The following is a 23709-nucleotide window of genomic DNA, read 5'->3' on the forward strand; positions in this document are numbered from 1 at the left end:
ATAAAGCTTTTAAGTAAAACAAGTTGATGCTACAATTTGGAAAGAATTCTAAGGGATTCCTCTTCCTTCTCTCGCATAAGTGCTTCTTCAGTGTCGCTCTTATCTTTATAACCACAGAAATGAAGAATCCCATGAATCATTACACGGTGAAGTTCGTCAATAAATTCTGTTTTAAAATCTTTTGCATTATCCGCAACTCGATCCACTGAAATATAAATTTCACCATTAATTAGTTTTCCCAGACAATAATCGAAACTTAATATATCCGTAAGAGTGTCATGATTTAGAAACTCAATATTCAATTTGAGAAGATATTCATCATCGCAAAAAACGTATAATATTTCACCTAATTCAAAACCTTCCTCAATAATAATATCGGAAATCCATTGGATAAGTTTCGGTTCATTTTCTAATTGAAAATCTGTTTCAAAATTAAATTCAATCATTGCTTTCTTTAAAATATTCTTGTACTTTATTTTTGTAATCTTGGCGCAAAGGTAAGGCCTCACGATTCAAAATTTCGGTAGTATTAAAGTATTTTTTAATGTCCTCCGGAGCTAGCTGCGTATTATTGCGATAATCTCTTCTATTGGTTTTAGATTCTCTTCTATTTTCTTGTCCTTGTTCAAGGTCTGCTTCATCAAGTTTTAATAATTCATAATTCAAATTACGCATTTTCTCGAGTGTATTTTGATTAAAACCTTTGTCCAATAATTGTTGTTCAATACCCTTCATCTTTTTCAGAAGATCGCCACCAATTCCTTTCAATCCTTCCTTGCTTAACCTGTCTTGAAGTTGCTGGCGTAAATCCTGCTGTTGCTTATAAATTTCATAAAGTTCACCATTCATATCTTCACTCTCACCTTTCCCATTTTTACCATCTCCTTTTTGATCACCTTTTTCGCCATCCTTTCCATTCTTGCCATCTTTACCTTTACCGTCTCCACTACCTTCACCTTCGCCTTTTCCTTCACCTTCTCCTTTTGAACCTTTCTTTCCTTTACTAATACCTTCCTCCATTTTTTCGCTCAATCCTTCCTGTTTCTTAATAATGTCTGGAAGTTGAAAACCTTCACCACTACCAGATCCAGGACTTGGCATTCCTTTACCTGAACCAGAGCCCGACGACATGGACATCTGCATTTGCATATTACTTAAAATATCGCTTAATAGAACGGCCAAATCATTGGAACCAGTAATTGTATATTGCTGATTGCCAATACCTTGACGTGCTTGATTCTGTGCTAAACGGTCTAAAGATTTATCTATATTATACTGAATTTCAGTCAATGAGGAGTTTATTTGTGTTCCAAGCAATGGTTGACGAAGCGAGAGTGCAAACAAGCTATCGTCAATATGTTCAAAATTGGTTTTTAGATCGTTTTGAATATTTAACTTCTTCCCGAATACTGGATTTCCATATTCAATCTTTTTGAAGACTTCCATCAAATCTTCTTGCTGAAAGGAGAAAACCACCAAATTATCAACGATCTGCCGAAGCATTTTCACGTCTTCATCAATCGATTCCATTTGGCCAGACTTCATTTGCATTTGAATCGCCTTGCCCATTTCTTTCATTTTCTCACCAGCCTTCTTCTGGCTTTTACCCGCTTCTTTTGGCTTTTGTTCCTCTAATTTATCCGTGGCTTTCTTTTGCTCTTCGTCAACCTTTTGTTCGCCGGGTTTATCCTTTGGAATATCCAACGGTTTCTTTAAATCTTCATTTTCCTTTTGAAGCTCATCTATCTGCTTTTTATGTTCTTCAAACTCTTTATTAAGCTCCTCTTGCTTTTCTTTCGTATTTTCTTCAGCTGGCTTATCGGCGAGTTTTTCTTGTTTTTCACCAAGTTTATAAAGTTCTTCAGCTAGTTTTTCAGCCTTCTTTTCAACGTAATATCTTTTAGTCAATTCAAGCAATTGATCTAAATTTTTCTCTTGATTTTTATTTTGCTTCGAGAGCTTTTCAAGTTTATCGGTTAAATCCTCCTTCTGAATTTTTTCAAGAAGCTTCTCCAATTCATCAAGCAATTTTTCATTCTCCTTTAATTGTTCTTCATTTTCGTCCAAACGTTTTTCAAGTTCTTCTTTAAACGAATCCTTCTCTTCCTTTTCAGGTTGAAAATTCTGAAGTTCTTCTTTCAATTCCTTTGAAAAATTCTTCATCATTTCCTCTTGCTGCTTTTGGCGCTTTAAGAAATATTCAAGTTTCTTTTTATCATTATAATTAAGTTCATTCTTCTCCTTTTGAGTTTTGGACAATTCTTCCAAAGTTTGCTTTTGGTCCTTAAACTCTTCCAAAGATTTGTCTAAACCTTTTATTGCGTCTTGTTGATTTTGAAGTTGCTCATCCTCCAATTCATCATTTGTAAGTTTTCTGAATGAATAAATACCAGATTTTGACGATTTGTAATTATGAATAGCGTCGTTATCAAAAACTTCAAAATAGTACTCGTAAGCAATGCCCTCTTCCAAAGAAAGGTTCCCTGGAAAGGTATAAGTAAATTGATCGAAATTAGTTTTGCTAAGCGGTAAACCTTGCGTTTTAGCCTGCTTTTCATCGCCCTCAGGAAAATACACCAAACGAAGTTTTGTTAGTCCGTAATCGTCGGAAATCTGTCCTAAAAAGAAAACACGCTGACTGTTGGTACTGTCCTGTTTTGATTGAACATCAATTTCAGGAAACTGATCTTTTACAACATTTAAAGTAAAAGCTAAATTCTCGTAATCCTTTAATTTTTCGTTGGAAGTGGTAATGGCATAATCTAGTTTGTTGTAAACACCTTTTTCAAAACTGAAGTTTTCTTTTTTTGAATTAAAGAAAAACGCCGTGTCCGAAGTTTTCAAAGTAACTGCTTGTGTATTTTTTGTAGTAACATTCCATTTCACCCTTGTTCCTTCGGGAATTGTAGCGTTTCCGGTACTTTTCAAGGTTTCATCTCTTTTCCCTGTATAAGAAGGATAATCTAATACCATTTCGAAATTTAGTAAAGACGGAGTTTTTACAACATCCAAAGTATAATTGCGTGAATTTACTTTGTTCGCTTTTAAGTTGAAATCAAGAGATTCAACAGGTTGCTGAAAAGTATATTCGAACAAACCAGGCATAGTTTGCTGCATATAATACGTTTCGCCATTGTAATTAATGCTTGCATTTTCTGGAACTGCGGTTCCCTGAGTTCGGATTTTTAAAGTGAAAGGTTTGTTTTCTACTGCATTCAGATTTTCATTCATCACAATAAACGAAAATGGTGCTGGCGGTTCAAAAGCGGTGTCATAATGCACCATACGTTCGTAACTGCTAGAAAAAATATCCATTCCGCCTAAGACGCTAAACGCCAAAAACACAAAAACCGGAATGGCGGCGTATTTTAAATATTTGGCATTTTTCTGAAAATTAACGGCACTTTTAAAGGGTACAGGTTGTAATTCGGTAGCTTTTTGGTCAATACTTGCAGCGAGTAATTCACTTTCACGTTGATTTTGATTTAGCTGAATTACATTCAGCAATTTGTCGTTAACCTGCGGAAAGTGACTCCCTATTATTTTTGAAGCTTCGGTGTAATCAATTCCTTTTTGAAGTTTAAAGAGTTTTGCAAGCGGAAAAGCTATGAAACGAACGAATAAACCCAATTCAACAACTACAAAAGCCCAAAAGAGCAGCTGTCTACCTAGAGGGCTAAGCCATAAAAAATATTCAACAAGCAAGGTGAGCAACAAATACAGCAAGCCAATGGCGAAAAAAAGAATCGCTCCTTTTATAAGCTCATTGGTGTAGTATTTCTTAATAAATTCTTCCAGTTTTTGCTGGATGATGTTAAAAGTGCTCATAAATAAATATTCTTTTTCTGTAAAATTTCCTAAACGTTTAGGAAATTTTATATGTCATAAAATTAGAACTTCAAATTTTCAAAACTGTTTAATTGCTACTGAAAGCTTCTGTTTTTATTGGTATATAGACTTCAAAAAGTCAATACATTGCTCCATCTTAAAAGGAACAATGTAACAAATGTAAATCCTGTACTAATATATATTGCCGCTTGCCAATAATATAGCCTTGAACGCCAGTTTATCCACGATTTTTTACCATATTCTTTTATTAGTGGAATTTTTGTACACCTCCAAAAAAGAAATAGGTAAATAAAAAATAGTGATATTGCTAATGCTATAACCCAAATTATTTCCATTTGTGTAATTTTTAGTTCTATCCAACTTTTTATCTCACAAAGTTTTTAAAAACCTTGCAGGAGGCTAAAAATACAATAATATTTTGTTCCTAACACCTCCCAAAACCTACACCAAAAAAAGAAACAACCACATAGCGCAATAGCTTTAAAATTACGTCGCATAATTGTACCTTTGCACCTTCATAAAAAGAATGCAGATTATGTCTCAAAAAGTTCGGGTGCGTTTTGCCCCAAGTCCAACAGGTCCTTTACATATTGGTGGTGTTCGCACCGCTTTATTCAACTATTTATTTGCGAAAAAGCACGGTGGCGATTTTCTTTTACGAATTGAAGATACCGACCAAAACCGTTATGTAGAAGGTGCTGAGGCTTACATAATTGAGGCTTTAAACTGGCTAAATATTCCCTACGATGAAGGTCCGGGAAAAGAAGCCGATTGCGGACCATACCGCCAAAGCGAGCGTAAAGATCTTTACAGACAATACGCAGATACGTTGCTTGAATCAGGCAACGCTTACTACGCTTTTGATACTGCGGAAGAACTTGACGCACACCGAAAAGACCATGAAGCAAAGGGAAAAACCTTCATTTACAACTGGCACAACCGTTTAAAATTAAAAAACTCCCTCATTTTTTCTGCGGAAGAAACACACCAAAAAATAGCCAATGGCGAAGAATACGTAATTCGTTTTAAAACGCCGGAAGATGAAACACTCTATTTAAACGATATTATTCGTGGAAGTATGCAAGTTGAAACCAATGTTCTCGACGATAAAGTTCTCTTTAAAAGTGACGGCATGCCAACGTATCATTTGGCAAATATTGTAGACGACCATTTAATGGAAATTACCCACGTTATCCGTGGCGAAGAATGGTTGCCTTCTTTGGCATTACACGTTTTGTTGTATCGTTCTTTTGGTTGGAATGCGCCACAATTTGCACATTTACCACTAATTTTGAAACCAACCGGCAGCGGAAAACTAAGCAAACGCGATGGCGATAAAATGGGTTTCCCCGTATTTCCACTACAATGGAAAACTGCCGAAGGCGATGAATTTTCAGGTTATCGTGAAGATGGTTATTTACCAGAAGCTGTAGTTAATATGTTGGCCTTTTTAGGCTGGAATCCAGGTACAGAGCAGGAAATTTTCAGTTTGGACGAATTGATAGCCGCTTTTGAATTAGAACGTGTTCATAAAGCAGGTGCTAAATTCGACCCAGAAAAAACAAAGTGGTTTCAACATCAATATTTACAAACTGTTGAAGATGAAAAGCTCGCGGAAGATTTTTCCAAATATTTAAGTGAGAAAAATGTTTCGACTGCGCTCAACCTAATAACGATTGTTTCACTTTTAAAAGAACGCGCAACCTTCGTTAGCGATCTTTGGGAACAGGGAAGTTTCTTTTTTGAAGCTCCACAAACTTACGATGCAAAAGCTTCGGTAAAGGCTTTCAAACCTGAAACTCCCGAATTATTGCAAAATGTAGTTTCTATCTTAAAGGAAGCCGACGACTTTTCAGTAACCAACTTATCTGAAAAAACAAAAGGATGGATTACTTCAGAAAATATAGGTTTTGGAAAAGTGATGATGCCTTTGCGTTTAGCTTTAGTTGGCGAAATGAAAGGACCAGATGTGTTTGATATAATTTCAATTTTAGGAAAAGAAGAAAGTATTTCACGCATTGAAAAGGCAATTCAAACTATAGGTTAAAAGTAAATTATACCCATCAAAATAATGGTGGAACTATTGCCTTTAAAATTGTTGTATTCTAGACTTCTCTCGTTTAATCCGCCTAGCATATTTGTTAGGCCGTATTGATACTGTGCACTTATTCTAAAATGCTCAAAGCCACTAGTAACACCAGCTGCCAGGCGAACATTAAATTTAGAAATATCCTGAATTTCTTTTGCTATTAGGGTGTTATAACCTGAAAGTATATAATCTTCAAATTTGTCATTATCTAATTTCATCTTACCGTTTAGTCCGAAAACAGGTCCAAACTCTAAGCTTAAATGTTGCACAATAATATTATAACTCCCTAATAAATTTAGATGCACCCCTTGAATGGCATACCCGATATTCTGAGTATCGGTTCCTAAAACATTTTGACCTTCAACCCCAATAGTTGCACTTTCAAAACTAAGTCCATAAATTAAATCGAAGTTATTTCTAAATGCGCCACGCGTAGTAAATCCTGCGGTTATACCTTGGCGTTGTTCGGTAACCAAATCATCAGTTTGTATATTAAAAAAGGCAATTCCACCCTGTATTCCCAAAAGATTATAGCCCCTATAATTTCGCTGTGCAAAAGAATTTTGCCAAATAAATAATAATGACGCAACAAATAGTATTTTTTTAAAACTCATGCTTGGGGATATTTTTGACCGTGAAAATAGCTTTAATTTTGTATCTTCCACAACGTATAATTTATAAATATTTAAGAAATATGGGTGGGTTTATTTTAGTGCCAATTTTAATTATTGGCTTGTTTATTCTCTTTGCGAGTTTTTTTACCGTGAAACAACAAACGGCCGCAATAGTAGAAAGGTTTGGAAAGTTTCAAAGTATACGCCATTCGGGATTACAATTAAAAATTCCTTTAGTAGACCGTATTACTGGACGTATCAACCTTAAAATTCAGCAATTAGATGTAATTGTTGAAACTAAAACAAAGGATGACGTTTTTGTTAGATTGAAGATTTCAGTGCAATTTCAGGTTTTGGAACAGAAGGTATATGATGCCTTTTACAAACTGGAAAATCCGCACGATCAGATAACGTCATACGTTTTTGATGTGGTTCGTGCAGAGGTACCTAAAATGAAACTCGATGATGTGTTTGAAAGAAAAGATGACGTTGCAATTGCTGTGAAAGCAGAATTAAACGAAGCTATGAGCACCTATGGTTACGACATTATTAAAACTTTAGTTACAGATATTGATCCGGATATTCAAGTAAAAGCAGCGATGAATAGAATTAATGCCGCCGAACGCGAAAAAGTTGCGGCAGAATTTGAAGCCGAAGCGGAAAGAATAAAAATTGTTGCCAAAGCGCGTGCAGAGGCCGAAAGTAAGCGTTTGCAGGGTCAAGGTATTGCAGACCAGCGTCGCGAAATTGCGCGTGGTTTAGAGGAAAGTGTAGACGTTTTAAACAATGTTGGAATCAACTCGCAAGAAGCTTCAGCTTTGATTGTAGTTACGCAACACTACGATACGCTACAATCTATAGGGGAAGCAACTAATACAAATCTTATACTTATGCCAAATTCACCACAAGCAGGTAGCGAAATGCTGAATAATATGATTGCGTCCTTCGTGGCAAGTAATCAAATTGGTGAGGAAATGAAGAAAAAGAACATTGAAAATGGCATTGTTATAAAAAAGAAATCTAAACGTAAAACACCGCCAAGAGCCGAAGAAGGTGATGATTTAAATTATTAAAATAGAACAATTGTAAAAACAATAGCGCCCCTCAAAATATTGAGGGGCGCTTCTATTTTATTGAAGTATTATTGTTTGAAAATAATTAATCTTCGTATTCTTCCTTTTTAACTGGTTTTATTCCTACCAGTTTATCTACTATCTTATAAACAAAAGCTTTCTTAAGAATAGAGCCAACTGTATTTGCAATAAAATTGATTGGCGAAAATGCTTCACTTATAGTGTTTTTGCTTTCGCTTATACCAAGTTTAAATTCTTCAAGATCTATTTGAGATTTAAGTCTAAGATATTTTAAGTCTCTATCTATTTCTTCAAAAGTAGTGTATCGCTTCATAAAAGTTGATTTGAAGTGTTTTATTTACTATTTTCCTCTTCTTCCAGGATTTCTTGATATTCTTCAATTTCTTTCTCCGCTGCCGCCTTTGGAGTAATATCATCTTCATCGTATAAAATATCAGAGAATTTTATAAGAAGTTTACGTTCTATAATTTTTCTGCCGTAAATAAACATGAATATTAGGATTATCCCGTAAAAGACTCCAACTAATAAAAAACCAATATAGACTTCATCAAAAAAAGTTGCCAGCCAATATGCTGCGCCTACTGAAAAGAAAAGCATAACAAAAAGTGTAAGACTGCCATATACAAGTAAGTTAACTAGTGATATAGAGCACTTCATAGCAGACTTAAACAGGCGGAGTTTATAGTACTCCGCCATGCTTACACTATAATCTTCTAATCTCTCGGTTACCCGATTTAGACTTTCTTTTAAGTCGCTAAACGCCATATTATGAAGTTACTTTTTTGGCCTTTGCTTTGGCCTTATCTACGGAAGCCTCTGTATGAAACTTAGCATTTTGCTTTCTTAATGCTTCCAACTTGTCTTCCATTGCCAACAATATATCATCAGCTTTAAAACTAGCAGATGAGAGTGTCTCATTTAATTTTTCTTCAAAACTATGACGAGCACGTTGGGCTTTTTCGCTTAAAGTGCTTGTTGTTTCCTGTATTTGCTTATTTAACTGCTTCTGCGCATTCTTAGCTTCTTTGCTAAGTTTATCTCTTGTTTTTGAACCTTTATCTGGTGCGTAAAGAATTCCGATACCAGCACCGATTGCTGCGCCTGTTAATAATGCAAGAAGTGTTTGACCTGTATTTGATGCCATTGTTTTATAATTTTATTAGTTAATAACATCAAAGGTAGTTAACGGACTTTCATCTTGTTGTTAACAACCGGTTAATAGTTAATTTTTAAACTATAAATTTCTCTTAAAAAGTGCAAATTATAGCCAAATTATCTTAAAATATGAGTTATTTTCAAATTTAAATGTTAATTATTCAGACAATTTTACCCAAGAGTCGCGTAGCGGAACTGTACGGTTGAAAACTACTTTTTCCGCAGTTGAATCACGGTCAACCACAAAATAGCCCAAACGTTGAAACTGAAATTTATCTTCCGCAATAGAATCTTTCACACTTGGTTCTGCATAGCCTGTAATTACTTGTAATGAGTCTGGATTTATAAAATCCATAAAATCCTTTTCTTTATGGGTATCTGGAGATGCCTCAGTAAAAAGACGATCGTAAAGACGTACTTCCACAGCTAATGCGTGCTGCGCAGAAACCCAGTGAAGCGTGCCTTTTACTTTGCGAAGTGAAGCTTCAGAATCACTTCCACTTTTACTGTCGGGATCGTAGGTACAATGTATTTCAGTAATATTTCCTTCGGAATCTTTAACTACACTTTCGCCTTTAATAATATATGCATTCTTTAAACGCACTTCTTTCCCAATTGTTAAACGGAAAAATTTACGATTCGCTTCTTCAAGAAAATCATCTCTTTCAATTAAAAGTTCTTTTGAAAAAGGAACTTCGCGATAGCCTGCACTTTCGTCTTCTTGATTATTTTCCGCTTCCAGCATTTCGGTTTTGCCTTCAGGGTAATTGTCTATAATTAATTTCACCGGATCTAAAACCACCATTATTCGAGGTGCTTTTTTGTTCAAATCTTCACGAACATTGAATTCTAAATGTGAAACATCTATCAAATTTTCGCGCTTACCAACACCAATGCTATTTGCAAAATTTTTGATGGATTCTGGCGTATATCCTCTTCTGCGAAGACCAGAAATTGTTGGCATTCGCGGATCGTCCCATCCAGTAACAACACCGCTACTTACCAACTGTGCAAGTTTACGTTTGCTAACTAAAGTATGACTTAAATTTCTACGGGCAAATTCGCGCTGCTTAGGGCGTAATTTTTCTTTTTCGTACACTTGGTCCAAAAACCAATCGTAAAGCTCTCTATGGGGTAGAAATTCGAGCGTACAGAAGGAATGAGATACTTGTTCGATGTAATCGCTTTCACCGTGGGTCCAATCATACATTGGGAAGATTTTCCAATCTGTACCTGTGCGGTGGTGATGCTTAGTAATAGTTCTATACATAACAGGATCGCGCATCAACATATTTGGCGATTCCATATTTATTTTAGCACGAAGTACGTGTTCACCTTCTTTGGTTTCGCCATTCTTCATTTTTTCAAGCAATTCTAAATTTTCGGCAACCGAACGCGCTCTAAACGGACTAGGTTTTCCAGGAGTATTTGGTGTTCCTTTTTGTTCTGCAATTACTTCAGAAGTTTGTGAATCTACATATGCCTTTCCATCTTTTATAAGTTGAACTGACCAATCATATAACTGCTGAAAATAATCTGAAGCATAGCATTCAGTAGCCCATTCATACCCTAACCACGAAATATCGCGTTTTATAGAATCAACAAATTCTTGTTCCTCTTTTGCTGGGTTTGTATCGTCAAAACGTAGATTAACGGGGGCATTGTATCTTTCACCCAAACCAAAATTTAAGCAAATAGATGAGGCATGACCAATGTGCAGATAACCGTTTGGCTCTGGTGGAAAACGAAAACACAGTTCTTCTTTTTTATAACCTTTTGTAAGATCTTCTTCAATAATGTGCTCTATAAAATTCAGCGGCGCGGCTTCCTTTGTCATATATTTTAGTTTAAAGACGTAAACTGTCTTGTAAATAATGCTTTTGATTTTAGTGCTACAAAGGTAACCAAATAACATAAAAAAGTATCTTTGCGAAAACTAATTACATGGGAACTATTCGCTTAAAAAACATAAAGATTTATGCCTTTCACGGCTGCTTAATTGAAGAGGGGCAAATAGGTTCAGACTATTTAGTAAACGTTTCTGTGAAAGCAGATTTAAAAAATGCGTCAAACACTGATGAGCTTGCAGATACCGTAGATTATGTTATGCTGCAAAATATTGTTCGCGAAGAAATGGCGGTTCGCGCCAAACTTTTAGAGCAGGTTGCAAAAAGAATAATTGATTCCATTCTTTTAAAAATTGAAATGGTAACTGAAGTAAAAGTTTCTGTAGCCAAAAGAAATCCGCCAACTGGAGGCGATGTAGCCGAAGTGAGCGTTACATTGAAAAGGAAAAGGTAATTTGCTTTTTTAATAGGATTTTTAAGTTTAATTTTTTTACATTTGCAAGCCTTAATAAGGCATCGTGGCCGAGTGGCTAGGCTCAGCTCTGCAAAAGCTGCTACAGCGGTTCGAATCCGCTCGATGCCTCAAAAAAACCTCAACATAACGTTGGGGTTTTTTTATTTATAAGAAGTGTTACAGTAGTTCCCTACGAAACCTTCAATATAAATTTGGAAGGTGTTTCTATTTATTATAAATTTCGAAATATGAAAAGATTTAAAAATAGATTATTGGCAATTGGAGTTTTACTTATGGTTATCTCCTGCAAAACCTATACAATTCCGGTAGAAAGTTTTCGAGAACAAATGATTGGTGAAACTTCGGAAAATGTAAAAAACACCCAAATTAATAACCCACTTTTTCATCGGGATATTAAATATAATTCAAATAATATCAGACAAATTATTGTAACCGATAAAGATGGGAATACAACATTTTTAGACAACTCACCATCAATCGAACTGCGGGTTACGGATGTAAATTCAAAAAAATATCAATTCTATTTTGATACAGTTATTTTGGAAAATGATACATTGAAAGGTGTGCGTTCGCGATTTTTGCAAGGTTTAACGAGAGAAATTCCTATGGATAGCATTGTGCAAATAGAAATACAGGACGGTGGTAAAAAATATAATTACAGAAATTAATAATCTACTAATTATAATATTATAACGGCTCTTCAATAGGTGGAATAGGCTTCTCCAGCGGATGCTGATTTACAGGAATTTTTTCAAGTCCCGCCTCCACTCCTTTTGGGAAAATTCCTTGGGTAAGTAGTAATATACCAAACGCCAGTATTAAAATACTAATCCATTTTTTGGTTTTGAAAATTACGCGGGGAGTCATTTTATTCTTCAGTCTTTTTGCTAAAATCATTTTTAAAAGATCGGTGAGAAAAAATGTAGCCAACACCGTAGCAATAAACAGAAACACTCCATTATCTGAAGTGGTTAGCGCATTGGCCATTATTAATGTACCTATCCAACCAGCTAAAACACCAAAGTTTACAAAATTTAAAAGAAAGCCTTTTAGGAATAAACCACCAAGATTTTTCTTCACCTTAACCGCATAATGCTCGCGGACAATTTTGAAAATAGATTTGTTAGTACGTATGTAGGAAATGATTCCGTAAGCTATTAAAATAGCCCCTCCAAAGATAAGTAACCCTGGATCATTCTTAACTTTTTCAAGAATTCTGCTGGTGCTGTAAAAAGCGATTAATATAAAAATAACATCAGCAACAAGAGCCCCGAGATCAAAAAAAATAGCGGCTTTAATTCCTTTGGTAATTGCCGTTTCAATCAATGTAAAAAACACTGGTCCGACTGCAAATGCCAATAAAAATCCGTAAAATGCTGCGTAGAGTAAACCGTCAAACATAGTAAGGGTAAAAATACAAATTACTTTTACCCAAACGCTTTAAAATTTTAATTTTTAGCTTTAACTATTTCAATATTTCCGCCTGCACGTCTTTTCCTTTTTATGTCTTCGGGATTACCGTGAACTTTAATAGAACCGCCTGCAGTTACTTTGGCATCTATTTTTTCAGTAGTATAAATATTAGCAACTCCACCGGCAGTTACACTAACCGTTGTTTCTGCAGTAATAAGATTTAAACCTTCGTAAACTCCACCAGAATTTATTGTAATATCCTGTTTGTTTGCAACTCCTTTCGCTTCAATAATTCCACCAGAAACAGCTTTTATAATGATATTTTCAGAAGAAATTTCTACATTTATTTTAGCGCCTTCTTGGGACCTAAGTACTAGTGAAGGTACTTTTATTTCAGATTCTGAATAAATAACCGAACCTTCGTTAGCATCGATAACCGAAATATTTTTAAAGTAAAGCGTTACATTGGTTGCGTTCCCATCAAAACGTTCTTCCAACTGCATTCGTATTTTTAAAACACCGTTGTCGTTTATTGTTTTTACATAATCTGAATTAATGCCGTTTACAACTACTTCGTTTTTGTCTGCAGGTACAAGTTTTACCGTAATTAGATCGTAAACTTTCAATTCACTAAAATCGCCAACTTCTGTGGTTTGCTGTGAAAATGAAATAGCTGATACGCAAAGTATAGCTATTAAAATCAGTTTTTTCATCGGTACTATTTATTAGTTTTTAACTTAGTTTTGATGACCAATCATCGTGAAATCTAAATGTTTCTTAACTAAATCTGCATTTTTTACTTTCACATAAACTTCATCACCAAGGCGATAAACGTTGTTCGTTCGTTGACCAATTACTGCAAATTCGTCTCTGTCAAATTCGTAACGGTCATCCTGTAAATCTTGTAATCTGACCATTCCTTCGCATTTATTCGAAATAATTTCAATATAAATACCCCATTCAGTAACTCCAGAAATTACACCTAAAAATTCTTCGTCTTTATGGTCCTGCATATACTTTACTTGCATATACTTTATACTATCGCGTTCGGCATTAGTAGCTAGGCTTTCCATATCGCTACTATGGCTACATTTTTCTTCGAATTCTTCCTCTTTTGCAGTTTTTCCATTTTCTAAATAATGCTGCAATAAACGGTGCACCATTACATCTGGATAACGACGAATAGGTGAAGTAAAGTGCGTATAGTAATCGAACGCCAAACCATAGTGACCAATGTTGTGAGTGGTATACATAGCCTTACTCATACTTCGGATGGTAAGTGTGTCTATTAAGTTTTGTTCCTTTTTACCTTGAACATCTTTTAAAAGCTTGTTCATTGAAGTAGCTGTAGTATGACGGTCTTTGGTGTTTAATTTATAACCAAAACGCTTTATAATATTTTCTAAAGCTGCTATCTTTTCATCGTCCGGTTCATCGTGAACACGGTACACAAAAGTCTTTTTTGGTTGTTGTTTTCCTATGAATTCAGCTACACTTCTATTTGCCAAAAGCATAAATTCTTCAATCATTTTATTGGCGTCTTTACTCTCTTTAAAATAAACACCTTCGGGATTACTCTTTTCGTCTAAAATGAATTTTACTTCCACTTTATCAAAAGAGATAGCGCCAGCTCGCATACGTTTTGTACGTAATATTTTAGCTAAACGATCCATTTCTATAATAGCCGAAGCTATTTCTGGTTTAACCGTGTATTCCGTATCTGTAATTGAAATATTTGAAGGAATAATATGTGTTTCTTCTTTAGGATTCTCAATAACATGTTGTGCTTCTTCATACGCAAAACGGGCATCGCTATACGTTGCCGTTTTTCCAAACCATTGATTAACAACTTCTGCTTTTTGATTCATTTCAAATACTGCAGAAAAAGTATATTTTTCTTCGTTTGGACGAAGTGAACAAGCGTTGTTTGAAAGAATTTCCGGAAGCATTGGCACTACTCTATCTACTAAATAAACCGAGGTTGCGCGTTCGTAAGCTTCATTATCCAACTCGTTTCCTGGAGTAAGATAATGTGAAACGTCTGCAATATGAATTCCTATTTCGTAGTTTCCGTTGTCTAATTTTTCAAAAGATAGGGCATCATCAAAATCTTTCGCATCCTTCGGATCTATAGTAAAAGTTAACGCCTCTCGCATATCGCGACGCTTTTTAATTTCAGATTCTTTAATTGAAGTATCAATTTTATTAGCGAAATCTTCCACTTCTGGTGGAAAATCATACGGTAAGCCGTATTGTGCTAAAATAGAATGAATTTCAGTATTGTGTTCTCCTGGCATTCCCAGAACTTTTATAACACTTCCGAAAGGAGAATCAGCTTTTTCTGGCCAATCTTCCATTGCAACTAGTACTTTTTCGCCATTTTTAGCGCCGTTTATTTTATTCTTTGGAACAAAAATATCGGTGTACATTTTATAATCTGTAACATCAACAAAGGCAAAATTTTCTTGTACTTGAATGGTACCTACAAATTCTGTTCGTTTGCGTTCTATAATTTTTGTTACTTCACCTTCAGTCTTGCTGCCTTTTTTGCGTTTAAAAACATAAACTTCAACAATATCGCCATTTAGCGCTTTGTTTAAGTTTTGATTTTTCACATAAATATCTTCTTCTAAATCTTCAACAATAATATAACCTTGGCCACGGCCAGCTATATCTACTTTTCCGGTATAATAATTTTGTGAAGGGGTAAGTATGTATTTGCCGCGTTCAATTTCCTGAATGCTACCTTTTCCTTGCAGATCCTTTAGTTTTTTTACTATTTGGTTTCTGCTACTGGCGTCGTCCAGTTGTAATTTTGCGGCAATTTGTTTGTAGTTGAAAGCTTGTGAATGATCTTTCCGAAGAATGTTTAAAATGGTTTGGGAAAGATTTTCAATTTTATTGTTATTCTTTTTTCGTTTTTGTTTTGGCATAGTATATTTTGTAATAATCGTAAAAGTACTACTTCTCGTAGAATGACGTGTTTACATTAGCAAAGATTTAGTACCTTATGGTAGGTTAATAGCTTATTAAGTTAGTAGTTAATTAGGGTTTCGTCTAAATAATTAAGTAACCCCACCACTTTAAATTATATTTTTGAAAAGTTAGACATATTTTGAATTGATTATATATTATTTTATAATTTCAGTAAACCGAAAATGAAGCATTTTAAAACCATAGCAATCTTTCAATATCCTGCAGAATACGCGGTGCTTCAACTTTTGTTTGATCAGGCGGAAATTCGGTATTTCTTTCAAAATGAAACCATGATTGGTGTTTTTCCTTTCTATTCTAACGCTATGGGTGGTATTAGACTTCAAGTTCATATTGAAGATATAGAAGAAGCTGAAGAAATTATTAAAAATCTTGATCATCCTTCCAATCTTAAAATAGTTTAATAAAGTGCGTAATACAATTTTCATTTATTCCTTCATCTTAAATTTCATTATAAATCCCTTTTTTGAGTTATCAACATATATTAATACATCATTTGTTTTTTTGAAATTATTAAAATAAAAAATGGTGATGATTATGGGGTGTTAATATGTACAATAACTTTTTGAAGATTTGTTTTGAAATTAATTTATCCTCTTTTAATAATAGGTTGTTAACATAGATTTAAGATTTAATAGCCTTGAAAATAATAGAATAGAAATAGTAATTAACAACTGTGAACAACGTAATTTGATAAGTGAATTGTTATAAGTTTTTTTAGAAATGTTGTTTGGAAGGGAAGAATTTTTGATGACAACTAATATGTAAAAAAGGAGTTATTATTTAGGTTTATTAAAATACTTGAACCTATTGTAAATAATAACCACATCTGCAATTTTAGTTGTCGTATTTCAGTGAACAAATATCAACAATGTTGTTAACTATAATGTGAAGTTGTGGTTAAGAAATCATTACTATTTTAAAACCAATTGGTTAAAACGGGTTCACTGACTTTGTCTTCAATAGTGATTAAAATATAATTTTTTACTCTTAAAATTTTATGTAAGAAAATTTCTGAATCCGAAATCATTACCTTTGAAAAAAAATAGATATTATGAAAATTTCCATCGGTAACGACCACGCAGGCACAGAGTATAAATATGAAATAATTTCGTTTCTTGAAAAGGAAGGACACACTGTTATTAATCATGGAACCGATTCTGAATCGAGTGTTGATTATCCAGATTTTGTACATCCAGTAGCAGATGATGTTGAAAACCAAAAAGTAGATTTAGGTATTATAATCTGTGGTAGTGGTAATGGCGCTAATATGACCGCTAACAAACATCAAAAAGTGCGTTCGGCACTTTGCTGGACAAAGGAAATTACCCAACTTGCACGTCAACATAACGATGCAAATATTTTAAGTATTCCGGCACGATTCACTAGCAAACCACAAGCTGTAGAAATGGTTAAAACCTTTTTAGCAACTGAATTTGAAGGCGGTCGTCATCAAAACCGGGTAGAAAAAATTGCCTGTTCATAACCGTTTAAAATGCCTCACAATCACGAACACTCTCACATCCATTCACATCCAGATTTGAAAGGAAGAAAGTTATTGCTTTCCATTCTTTTAAATATTGGTATTACCGTTGCACAAGCAATTGGTGGTATTATTTCTGGTAGCTTATCGTTGTTATCTGATGCGCTTCATAATTTTAGCGATGTGCTTTCATTGGTGGTTAGTTATATTGCCGATAGATATTCAAAAAAAGAGGCATCTGTAGAAAAGACTTTCGGTTACAAACGCGCCGAAATAATAGCTGCTTTTGTAAATTCTGCTACTTTAATAGTAGTTGCGATTTATCTAATTTACGAAGCTTCTATTCGTTTTTTCAATCCACAAGCTATTGAAAGTAACTTAGTTATTTGGTTAGCTATTTTAGGTATCTTCTTTAATGGTTTTAGTGTTTTATTACTTTTTAAAGATTCAAAAAGTAATATGAATATGCGCTCAGCATATCTTCATTTAATTACTGATATGGCTGCATCAGTAGCTGTTTTAATTGGCGGTTTATTAATGAAGTATTACGAGTGGTTTTGGGTGGATAGCCTACTAACAGTTTTAATAGCACTATATTTATTAGTAATGGGTTACGATTTACTTAAAACTTCTTTCAGAGTTTTAATGTTATTTACTCCCGGAGATTTAAATTTGGTTGTTATTAGTGATGCGCTTTGTGAAATTCCTGAGATAAAAAACGTGCACCATATGCATATTTGGCAGCTCAATGAAGATGAGACACATTTAGAAGCACATATCGATTTTTATGAAGACGTAACCCTTTCACAATTTGACGCTGTGCTTACGAAGGTTGAGGAAGTTCTTTATCGCGATTACGGAATTAATCACGTTACTATTCAGCCCGAACATCAAAAAGACGACCCAAAGGATATAATTGTTCAAGATTGATTTTATTTAAAAAGCTATGGAAATTGACGTAAAGAATTTTGAGGAATTAAGCATAAATGAACTGTACAAAGTTTTGCAATTACGAAGTGAAGTATTTGTAGTAGAGCAAGATTGCGTCTATCAAGATATTGATGGAAAAGACGAACGTGCTTTGCATGTTATGGCTTGGGAAAATGAATTATTAGTTGCTTATACGCGCTGCTTTAAAGCTGGCGATTATTTTGATGAAGCATCTATAGGAAGAGTTTTAGTGCGTGAAAATTATCGAAAACTTGGTTATGGGCATGAAATTACTAAAGCGTCCATAAAGGCTATTAAAACAAATTATAAAGCCAATACCATTAAGATATCGGCTCAAATTTATTTAGTCATTTTTTACGAAAGCCACGGTTTTAAAACTATTGGCGACCGTTATATGGAGGATGGAATCCCGCACATTGCTATGGTTAGAGCTTAATAAGGTTTTTTTCCAAATTAAGGTCTTTCAGCATTTCGTCTGTAAATTTATAATGACCACGACGGGTAATTATTTTAAAACGCTGATTTCTCATTCGCGTTAAAGTATCTAAAAATTGCCATTTCGATTTAAGCAATCGCGGTTTTGCTGATTTTAAACTTATTTCGAAATAATGTTTTATGCCAGCACGATCAGCAACAATGTCTGGGGTAATTACTACATCGCTATCTTTTTTATGATAGGATTTTGGAGTTTCATAACCGTCCACATCAGCCTGAATGTGTTCAAAACCCCTGTTCTCTAAATAGGCTACAGATTCTTTTAGAATCTCCATATTTTCATCTCTGTCTACTTTTAACATAAGGCCTAAAGTACGATAATATTGATAAACAGTGAGTTAAGCTTATGTTAAGTGAAGAAAAAGTTTTGTTAGGGATATATATATTGATGGTTTCATTTTATTTTTTAAATGAAATTATCCAAGTAATCTATTCGAAATGATATTGTCATTCGGGAAGGAGTAATTTCTAAAAAGTACTTTAGCATAATATATTAAATCATTTAAAATTGTGAATATTTCATTGGTCAAAATAACTACGATTTCTATTTCTATACTTTTTATGGGAATGGGTCAAATTTATTCCCAAACGGGCTGTACAGATCCTCTAGCTAATAATTATAATCCGGATGCTATGCAAAACGATGGGAGTTGTACGTACAATTCTGTAGCAGTTTCTACTACAAATAGCTATCAGTTGGACGCCGAACTTGCAGAAACTTCGGGACTAATTTATTGGGAGGAGAACCTCTGGACGCATAATGATAGTGACGATAACAATCTCTATAAACTTAACCCTTCAAATGGTTCAATTGAGAGTGAAATTTCCTTAGAACCTCTAATAAATGTAGATTGGGAGGAAATATCGCAAGATGACGATTATATATACTTGGGGGATTTTGGGAATAATCTCAATGGCAATCGTATAGATTTAAAAATTATTCGCGTTACCAAGGTTTCAATACAAGCTGGAACGCCTGAATTTGACTTTATAAATTTTGCATATGAAGATCAGGTCGATTTTACTCCTCAGGAACCCAATAATACCGATTATGACTGTGAAGCTTTTATTGTAACTACTGATGCTATTTTTCTTTTTACAAAGGAATGGGTAAGTAATAAAACTAGGCTCTATAAAATCCCTAAGATCCCTGGTACATATCAGGCTGAATTACAAGATACATATGATATTGATGGGTTATTAACTGGTGCAGTATATAAAAAAGATGAAAACATTATTGCTCTTTCAGGCTATAGCAACTTTTTACAACCTTTTGTTTTTCTGTTATATGATTATTTTGGAGAGGACTTTTTTGGGGCGAACAAACGGAAACTAGGTATAAACTTGCCATTTCATCAAGTAGAAGGAATTACCACCAGTGACGGTCTAAATTATTATATTTCTAACGAAAGATTTGACAGCACGGGAACAATCCAAAAATTGCACACTTTATACCTTACTCCGTATTTAGATCAACATCTTAGCATTTTATCAATTGAAGATAATGAGCAGTTTAAAATATTTCCTAACCCAACAACTTCCTTGCTTGAAATTGTAGATACTCAAAATTTGTTTCCTTTAAATTATATCATTTTTGATTCTGCTACAAAAAAAGTGAAGGAAGGTACGCTCTCAGCCCAACATTCAACCATTAACGTTTCGGAATTGTCTACGGGAAATTATATTTTAAAAATTGGGGAAAAAGCGTCGAATTCATTTAAAATTATAAAGGAATAGTTTTTTCTTTTAAGCTTTGGAATCCTTTAAAACCGAAAGCAACTTTTTTAAAAACAGCCTTTATTTTCGCATAAAGACACAATATATTGTTTTGCTTGTTTTTAATTAGTACTACTCACTAACATAAGAATGATTAAAAGTATTTACTCTATTTCTTTCCTCCTTTTCTATTATTATAAAGATGTAAACAGGAATTAAAAAAATTAAAGCAACTGCATACAATCCCATCGAATTATTAGAATATCTTAGAACTTTTAACCAAAATACCAAAACCAAAATTGAACCGATTAAGAAAATAGTACCAGCTAATAGATATGCCAATTTTGATTCCTTAGCATAAATTTTATTCAATCGCGTTTTAATTTTCGAATTACACTTGCTACAATTTAGTGTCTTAGTTTTTCCATACTTCATTGCATATTCAACACGAGTAGCTGTAGTAGATTTAAAGCTATTCTCGTATTTACAATTCGGACATTTTAAGTATAGATTCAAAATCAAAATTTTTAACCTTAATAGGTCTCGACTGACCTCGACCGAGACAAAATTCACTTCAAAATTTTCTTATACCTCCCTGCATCATTCAAAACTGAAACAGCCTCTAAAATCTCTGGATTGTGCTCAATTTGATAATTATACAATCCTTCTCTATAGAAATATCGTTTCAAAATTTCATCAATTAATAAAGACTCTATTTCTACTTTTTTGTCAATAACGGCTTTATCTTTTGCATTGTCGATTGCGGCCATAAGTTGGTTGTAACTCGTCGCAATCTCTTTACTCATATCATCACCTTCCGAAATTTTTAAACCTTCTGCAAACTTCTTTTCTGTCTCGGTTTCGTATTCAAAATTGTTGTCTTTTAAAAACTTAAGAAAATCTTGAAAATCGGCTTGGGTGAATTTAAAATCCTTCCAATCTGCCATTTGGTGGCTGTAATAATATTTTGTTGCGTAGTCGAAAATAGCATTGTCTTTCAAAAGTGCTGTGGTGATTGGACTAAAAACAGCCGACTTTAATTCAACATCCGGAAGGATTCCGCCGCCGTCATAAACCGTTCTGCCGCCTCTGGTTTTGTACGCGTTGTATTCTTTTGCATCTTTCCTGATAGGGTCTCCATTTTCATCGCGATGCCAATAATCTAAAGCCTGAATAGACCTGCCACTAGGCGTGTAATAACGAGAAATGGTAACTTTTAACTGCGTTCCGTATGTTAGTTTTTTTGGTCGTTGCACCAATCCTTTTCCGAAACTACGTGCGCCCACAACTACTGCGCGGTCCAAATCTTGTAAGCCACCGGAAACAATTTCGCTAGCGGAAGCACTTCTTCCATTTACCAAAACCACAACAGGAATTTCTTTATCAACTGGGTCGTATTTGGTTTTATAAACTTGGTTGTATTTTTCAATTACAGACTTTGTAGTTGTAATAACTTCGCCTTTATCAACAAAAAGATTTACCACATTTATAGCTTCATTCAGCAATCCACCAGGGTTTCCGCGTAAATCCAATATAATTTTTGTGGCTCCCTGCGACTTTAAATCTACCAGCGCCGCCTTGGTTTCAATTGTAGTTTTACTATTGAATTGCGAAAGCACGATATAACCAATGTCGCTATTTATTAGTTTGTAATAGGGTACAGCTTTAATATCTACCGCGTCGCGGGTAATGATGGTTGTGGCTAATTTTCCTTGGCGTTTGTAAGTTACTTCTACTTTAGAACCTGGGGCACCTTTTAATAATTCGCCAGCATCGTCTTGCAAATCGGCAACTGTAATATCGCCAATTTTTACAATTTCATCGCCAGCTTTTAAACCTGCTTTATCGGCTGGATAATCTTTATAAGGCTCAACAATAATAATTTTATCCTTTCTGCTTTGTGCAATTGCGCCAATGCCTGTATAAACGCCCGAATTATTGATTCTAGCGTCCTCTACTTGCTGTTCGTTCCAATAGACAGTGTAAGGGTCTAAATCTTCCAACATTCCCTTTATGGCTTTGTCCATAAGCGTGGCAGGAGTAACTTCGTCCACGTAATTCATGTTCAATTCTTTGAATAGCGTTGTGAAGATTTCAATCTGTTTGGCAATTTCGAAAAAGTCACTTTTAAAACTTACCGTGGTAAAAAATATACCAAGGGCCACAATGGGAATTATTATTCTTTTTTTCATTTTGTTGAAATTTATATATCCTGCAAGGTTTCAAAAACCTTGTAGGTCTTTATGACTGATCTCGAAACCTACAAAGTCGGGAAAAAGACCCTGCAGTTTTCTGAAATTTTAATGCGTTTTCCTTTTCTTTTTTAACAATATACGAAGAATGACAACAACTACAATTGCAACGAGGAATAAAGGCCAAAGGTATAAAATGCCTAAGAAAAACACCGAAATACCATTCCAGCCGCCTTGCATAGCGTTTTTCATTTTTTGACCGTACGATTGAGTAACTCCAGTTTCGGCAGTGGTTTTATAGAATTCAATATTCACGGTACTCATAGATACTTGACTTTGCAAATATTGCAAACGCCCTTGTTTTGCTTCAATTTCTTCACGAATATTTGAAAGTTCGCGTTCTATTTCAAGCATATCTTTTACGTTGTTGGCTTTTTTCAGCAATTCCAGATATCTGCTTTCAAGTTGGCGTTTTGCTTTTAAACGCGCTTCCAGATCTACAAATTCTTCGGAAACATCTTGTCGGTTAATTTCGCGACTATCGAAATAAGCCACCCCTTCAGAAACACCATCGATAAAGGGTTGAAAGTTTTCTGTGGGAACGCGAACAATTAAGTTTTTATAAAGACGGTTGTAATCTTTTCCACTATTGTCACTTTGCACCAAGCCTTTGTATTGCGATGCAAGCTGAAGAATTTTTTTGTGCGTGGCCTCTACATCAATTGTTTCAAAAGCTAAGCGGGCAGTTTTAATTATTTTCTGTTCTTCTTGTGGCGGAGGCGTGAGTTGCTGCGTAAATGAAGCTTCTGTCATCATCTTTACATCTGCCATTGAAGAATCTCCCGCATAATTTTTATTGGAACTTCCATCCGAACATCCCAAGACAAACAATAAAAGTAACGTGCTAATTATTTTCATCCCCTAATTTTTTAAGCAGCTTTTGCATTGCTTTTTCCAGCTCGGCATACTGCGGTTTTACTTTTCCTAAATAAAGAATGAGCATCACAAATTTCTTGCCGTGAATTTCTTCAAGCAAATGTTTGTTAAGTCGGTATGCTTCGCGAAGCTGTCTTTTTACCCGATTTCGATCCACAGCAGATTTAAAATTCCGTTTCGGAACAGCGAATGCGGCAAGGTGAGTTTCAATATTTTCCTTCGGAAGAAAAAATATTTTTATAGGAAATTTAAAAAGCGTTTCACCTTCCAAAAACAATTTTTCAATCGTTTTAGAACTTTTTAATTTTTGAGGTTTTGGAAATTTTTGGTTCACGCTGTAAATATATAAAAAGAAAGACCTCAAAGGTTTTTAAAACCTTTGAGGTCTAATGTCATTTCAACAATT

At 34.5% G+C, this 23709-nt stretch carries 23 protein-coding genes and 1 tRNA gene; 10 read left to right on the forward strand and 14 right to left on the reverse strand.

Features of this window, described 5'->3' with window-relative positions; genetic code table 11:
* Positions 1-29: 29 nt before the first annotated feature.
* Together ybeY and AC3RVG_RS04670 are read right to left on the reverse strand one after the other, a co-directional pair.
* Positions 30-446, reverse strand: a complete 417-nt coding sequence (gene ybeY, locus AC3RVG_RS04665) for an rRNA maturation RNase YbeY (RefSeq protein ID WP_489690284.1) — start codon at positions 444-446, stop codon at positions 30-32.
* The gene (locus tag AC3RVG_RS04670; RefSeq protein WP_489690285.1) at positions 439-3828 is read right to left on the reverse strand and encodes a hypothetical protein; all 3390 of its coding nucleotides are present in this window, start codon (positions 3826-3828) and stop codon (positions 439-441) included. Before AC3RVG_RS04670 ends, ybeY begins: the two co-directional genes overlap by 8 nt.
* Positions 3829-4384: 556 nt before the next feature.
* Here AC3RVG_RS04670 and gltX point away from each other — a divergent pair.
* Positions 4385-5896 (forward strand): glutamate--tRNA ligase, encoded by a 1512-nt coding sequence (gltX, locus tag AC3RVG_RS04675; RefSeq protein ID WP_489690286.1) that lies wholly within the window; start codon positions 4385-4387, stop codon positions 5894-5896.
* Here the strand turns inward: gltX and AC3RVG_RS04680 are convergent.
* Positions 5893-6552, reverse strand: a complete 660-nt coding sequence (locus AC3RVG_RS04680) for an outer membrane beta-barrel protein (RefSeq protein WP_489690287.1) — start codon at positions 6550-6552, stop codon at positions 5893-5895. The two genes, gltX and AC3RVG_RS04680, sit on opposite strands and share 4 nt — an antisense overlap.
* A gap of 80 nt (positions 6553-6632) precedes the next feature.
* Here AC3RVG_RS04680 and AC3RVG_RS04685 point away from each other — a divergent pair, with 80 nt between their 5' ends.
* The gene (locus tag AC3RVG_RS04685) at positions 6633-7625 is read left to right on the forward strand and encodes an SPFH domain-containing protein (protein ID WP_489690704.1); all 993 of its coding nucleotides are present in this window, start codon (positions 6633-6635) and stop codon (positions 7623-7625) included.
* An 85-nt stretch (positions 7626-7710) separates the two neighbouring features.
* On the opposite strand, the gene AC3RVG_RS04690 is transcribed toward AC3RVG_RS04685, so the two are convergent.
* The 4 genes from AC3RVG_RS04690 to AC3RVG_RS04705 all read right to left on the reverse strand — a co-directional run bounded on the left by AC3RVG_RS04690 (position 7711) and on the right by AC3RVG_RS04705 (position 10638).
* A complete protein-coding gene (locus AC3RVG_RS04690; RefSeq protein WP_489690288.1) occupies positions 7711-7959 on the reverse strand; it encodes a hypothetical protein in 249 nt (82 codons plus the stop codon).
* A 20-nt stretch (positions 7960-7979) separates the two neighbouring features.
* The gene (locus AC3RVG_RS04695) at positions 7980-8411 is read right to left on the reverse strand and encodes a phage holin family protein (RefSeq protein WP_489690289.1); all 432 of its coding nucleotides are present in this window, start codon (positions 8409-8411) and stop codon (positions 7980-7982) included.
* Position 8412: 1 nt separating this feature from the next.
* Complete coding sequence (locus AC3RVG_RS04700; RefSeq protein ID WP_489690290.1) at positions 8413-8790, reverse strand: YtxH domain-containing protein; 378 nt, start codon at positions 8788-8790, stop codon at positions 8413-8415.
* 168 nt (positions 8791-8958) lie between these two features.
* Positions 8959-10638 (reverse strand): glutamine--tRNA ligase/YqeY domain fusion protein, encoded by a 1680-nt coding sequence (locus AC3RVG_RS04705; protein ID WP_489690291.1) that lies wholly within the window; start codon positions 10636-10638, stop codon positions 8959-8961.
* 107 nt (positions 10639-10745) lie between these two features.
* On the opposite strand from AC3RVG_RS04705, the gene folB reads away from it, so the two are divergent.
* From folB to AC3RVG_RS04720, 3 genes are all read left to right on the forward strand, one after another.
* The gene (gene folB, locus AC3RVG_RS04710) at positions 10746-11102 is read left to right on the forward strand and encodes a dihydroneopterin aldolase (RefSeq protein WP_489690292.1); all 357 of its coding nucleotides are present in this window, start codon (positions 10746-10748) and stop codon (positions 11100-11102) included.
* A 58-nt stretch (positions 11103-11160) separates the two neighbouring features.
* Positions 11161-11231 (forward strand) — tRNA-Cys (locus AC3RVG_RS04715).
* Positions 11232-11350: 119 nt separating this feature from the next.
* A complete protein-coding gene (locus AC3RVG_RS04720) occupies positions 11351-11791 on the forward strand; it encodes a hypothetical protein (RefSeq protein ID WP_489690293.1) in 441 nt (146 codons plus the stop codon).
* A 19-nt stretch (positions 11792-11810) separates the two neighbouring features.
* Here the strand turns inward: AC3RVG_RS04720 and AC3RVG_RS04725 are convergent, their stop codons facing one another.
* From AC3RVG_RS04725 to rnr, 3 genes are read right to left on the reverse strand one after another with little or no spacing between them, the layout of a single operon-like run.
* On the reverse strand, positions 11811-12524 hold the full coding sequence (locus AC3RVG_RS04725) for a LysE family translocator (RefSeq protein ID WP_489690294.1): 714 nt from the start codon (positions 12522-12524) through the stop codon (positions 11811-11813).
* Positions 12525-12571: 47 nt separating this feature from the next.
* Positions 12572-13249: a head GIN domain-containing protein gene (locus AC3RVG_RS04730; RefSeq protein ID WP_489690295.1), complete on the reverse strand. Its 678-nt coding sequence runs from the start codon at positions 13247-13249 to the stop codon at positions 12572-12574.
* Between the two features lie 24 nt (positions 13250-13273).
* Complete coding sequence (gene rnr / locus AC3RVG_RS04735; protein WP_489690296.1) at positions 13274-15469, reverse strand: ribonuclease R; 2196 nt, start codon at positions 15467-15469, stop codon at positions 13274-13276.
* Between the two features lie 225 nt (positions 15470-15694).
* Here rnr and AC3RVG_RS04740 point away from each other — a divergent pair, with 225 nt between their 5' ends.
* The 4 genes from AC3RVG_RS04740 (at position 15695) to AC3RVG_RS04755 (ending at position 18400) form a co-directional block, all read left to right on the forward strand.
* Positions 15695-15934 (forward strand): DUF2007 domain-containing protein, encoded by a 240-nt coding sequence (locus tag AC3RVG_RS04740; RefSeq protein WP_489690297.1) that lies wholly within the window; start codon positions 15695-15697, stop codon positions 15932-15934.
* A 650-nt stretch (positions 15935-16584) separates the two neighbouring features.
* The gene (gene rpiB / locus AC3RVG_RS04745) at positions 16585-17016 is read left to right on the forward strand and encodes a ribose 5-phosphate isomerase B (RefSeq protein WP_489690298.1); all 432 of its coding nucleotides are present in this window, start codon (positions 16585-16587) and stop codon (positions 17014-17016) included.
* Between the two features lie 9 nt (positions 17017-17025).
* Complete coding sequence (locus AC3RVG_RS04750; RefSeq protein WP_489690299.1) at positions 17026-17943, forward strand: cation diffusion facilitator family transporter; 918 nt, start codon at positions 17026-17028, stop codon at positions 17941-17943.
* A gap of 16 nt (positions 17944-17959) precedes the next feature.
* Complete coding sequence (locus AC3RVG_RS04755; protein WP_489690300.1) at positions 17960-18400, forward strand: GNAT family N-acetyltransferase; 441 nt, start codon at positions 17960-17962, stop codon at positions 18398-18400.
* Here the strand turns inward: AC3RVG_RS04755 and AC3RVG_RS04760 are convergent.
* The gene (locus tag AC3RVG_RS04760) at positions 18390-18761 is read right to left on the reverse strand and encodes a hypothetical protein (RefSeq protein ID WP_489690301.1); all 372 of its coding nucleotides are present in this window, start codon (positions 18759-18761) and stop codon (positions 18390-18392) included. The two genes, AC3RVG_RS04755 and AC3RVG_RS04760, sit on opposite strands and share 11 nt — an antisense overlap.
* Before the next feature lie 220 nt (positions 18762-18981).
* Between AC3RVG_RS04760 and AC3RVG_RS04765 the strand changes: the two genes are divergently transcribed.
* Positions 18982-20196 (forward strand): T9SS type A sorting domain-containing protein, encoded by a 1215-nt coding sequence (locus AC3RVG_RS04765; protein ID WP_489690302.1) that lies wholly within the window; start codon positions 18982-18984, stop codon positions 20194-20196.
* Positions 20197-20744: 548 nt separating this feature from the next.
* Here AC3RVG_RS04765 and AC3RVG_RS04770 read toward each other — a convergent pair.
* The 3 genes from AC3RVG_RS04770 to rnpA all read right to left on the reverse strand — a co-directional run bounded on the left by AC3RVG_RS04770 (position 20745) and on the right by rnpA (position 23637).
* Positions 20745-22367: a S41 family peptidase gene (locus AC3RVG_RS04770; RefSeq protein ID WP_489690303.1), complete on the reverse strand. Its 1623-nt coding sequence runs from the start codon at positions 22365-22367 to the stop codon at positions 20745-20747.
* A 108-nt stretch (positions 22368-22475) separates the two neighbouring features.
* Entirely contained in the window at positions 22476-23285 is an 810-nt protein-coding gene (locus AC3RVG_RS04775; RefSeq protein ID WP_489690304.1) for a DUF4349 domain-containing protein, read from the reverse strand.
* On the reverse strand, positions 23272-23637 hold the full coding sequence (gene rnpA / locus AC3RVG_RS04780; protein WP_489690305.1) for a ribonuclease P protein component: 366 nt from the start codon (positions 23635-23637) through the stop codon (positions 23272-23274). The genes AC3RVG_RS04775 and rnpA overlap by 14 nt, the downstream gene beginning before the upstream one ends.
* Positions 23638-23709 lie beyond the last annotated feature (72 nt).

It is taken from the genome of Aequorivita sp. IT1282, assembly GCF_058068205.1.

What these genes read in the sequence shown, in the direction of transcription:
- AC3RVG_RS04705 (WP_489690291.1), bottom strand. Translation starts at nt 10,638, where the DNA reads ATGACAAAGGAAGCCGCGCCGCTGAATTTTATAGAGCACATTATTGAA.
- AC3RVG_RS04730 (WP_489690295.1), bottom strand. Translation starts at nt 13,249, where the DNA reads ATGAAAAAACTGATTTTAATAGCTATACTTTGCGTATCAGCTATTTCA.
- AC3RVG_RS04685 (WP_489690704.1), top strand. Translation starts at nt 6,633, where the DNA reads ATGGGTGGGTTTATTTTAGTGCCAATTTTAATTATTGGCTTGTTTATT.
- AC3RVG_RS04700 (WP_489690290.1), bottom strand. Translation starts at nt 8,790, where the DNA reads ATGGCATCAAATACAGGTCAAACACTTCTTGCATTATTAACAGGCGCA.
- folB (WP_489690292.1), top strand. Translation starts at nt 10,746, where the DNA reads ATGGGAACTATTCGCTTAAAAAACATAAAGATTTATGCCTTTCACGGC.
- AC3RVG_RS04755 (WP_489690300.1), top strand. Translation starts at nt 17,960, where the DNA reads ATGGAAATTGACGTAAAGAATTTTGAGGAATTAAGCATAAATGAACTG.
- AC3RVG_RS04680 (WP_489690287.1), bottom strand. Translation starts at nt 6,552, where the DNA reads ATGAGTTTTAAAAAAATACTATTTGTTGCGTCATTATTATTTATTTGG.
- rpiB (WP_489690298.1), top strand. Translation starts at nt 16,585, where the DNA reads ATGAAAATTTCCATCGGTAACGACCACGCAGGCACAGAGTATAAATAT.
- gltX (WP_489690286.1), top strand. Translation starts at nt 4,385, where the DNA reads ATGTCTCAAAAAGTTCGGGTGCGTTTTGCCCCAAGTCCAACAGGTCCT.
- AC3RVG_RS04725 (WP_489690294.1), bottom strand. Translation starts at nt 12,524, where the DNA reads ATGTTTGACGGTTTACTCTACGCAGCATTTTACGGATTTTTATTGGCA.
- AC3RVG_RS04775 (WP_489690304.1), bottom strand. Translation starts at nt 23,285, where the DNA reads ATGAAAATAATTAGCACGTTACTTTTATTGTTTGTCTTGGGATGTTCG.
- AC3RVG_RS04740 (WP_489690297.1), top strand. Translation starts at nt 15,695, where the DNA reads ATGAAGCATTTTAAAACCATAGCAATCTTTCAATATCCTGCAGAATAC.
- AC3RVG_RS04760 (WP_489690301.1), bottom strand. Translation starts at nt 18,761, where the DNA reads ATGTTAAAAGTAGACAGAGATGAAAATATGGAGATTCTAAAAGAATCT.
- AC3RVG_RS04720 (WP_489690293.1), top strand. Translation starts at nt 11,351, where the DNA reads ATGAAAAGATTTAAAAATAGATTATTGGCAATTGGAGTTTTACTTATG.
- rnr (WP_489690296.1), bottom strand. Translation starts at nt 15,469, where the DNA reads ATGCCAAAACAAAAACGAAAAAAGAATAACAATAAAATTGAAAATCTT.
- AC3RVG_RS04690 (WP_489690288.1), bottom strand. Translation starts at nt 7,959, where the DNA reads ATGAAGCGATACACTACTTTTGAAGAAATAGATAGAGACTTAAAATAT.
- ybeY (WP_489690284.1), bottom strand. Translation starts at nt 446, where the DNA reads ATGATTGAATTTAATTTTGAAACAGATTTTCAATTAGAAAATGAACCG.
- AC3RVG_RS04670 (WP_489690285.1), bottom strand. Translation starts at nt 3,828, where the DNA reads ATGAGCACTTTTAACATCATCCAGCAAAAACTGGAAGAATTTATTAAG.
- AC3RVG_RS04695 (WP_489690289.1), bottom strand. Translation starts at nt 8,411, where the DNA reads ATGGCGTTTAGCGACTTAAAAGAAAGTCTAAATCGGGTAACCGAGAGA.
- AC3RVG_RS04770 (WP_489690303.1), bottom strand. Translation starts at nt 22,367, where the DNA reads ATGAAAAAAAGAATAATAATTCCCATTGTGGCCCTTGGTATATTTTTT.
- AC3RVG_RS04750 (WP_489690299.1), top strand. Translation starts at nt 17,026, where the DNA reads ATGCCTCACAATCACGAACACTCTCACATCCATTCACATCCAGATTTG.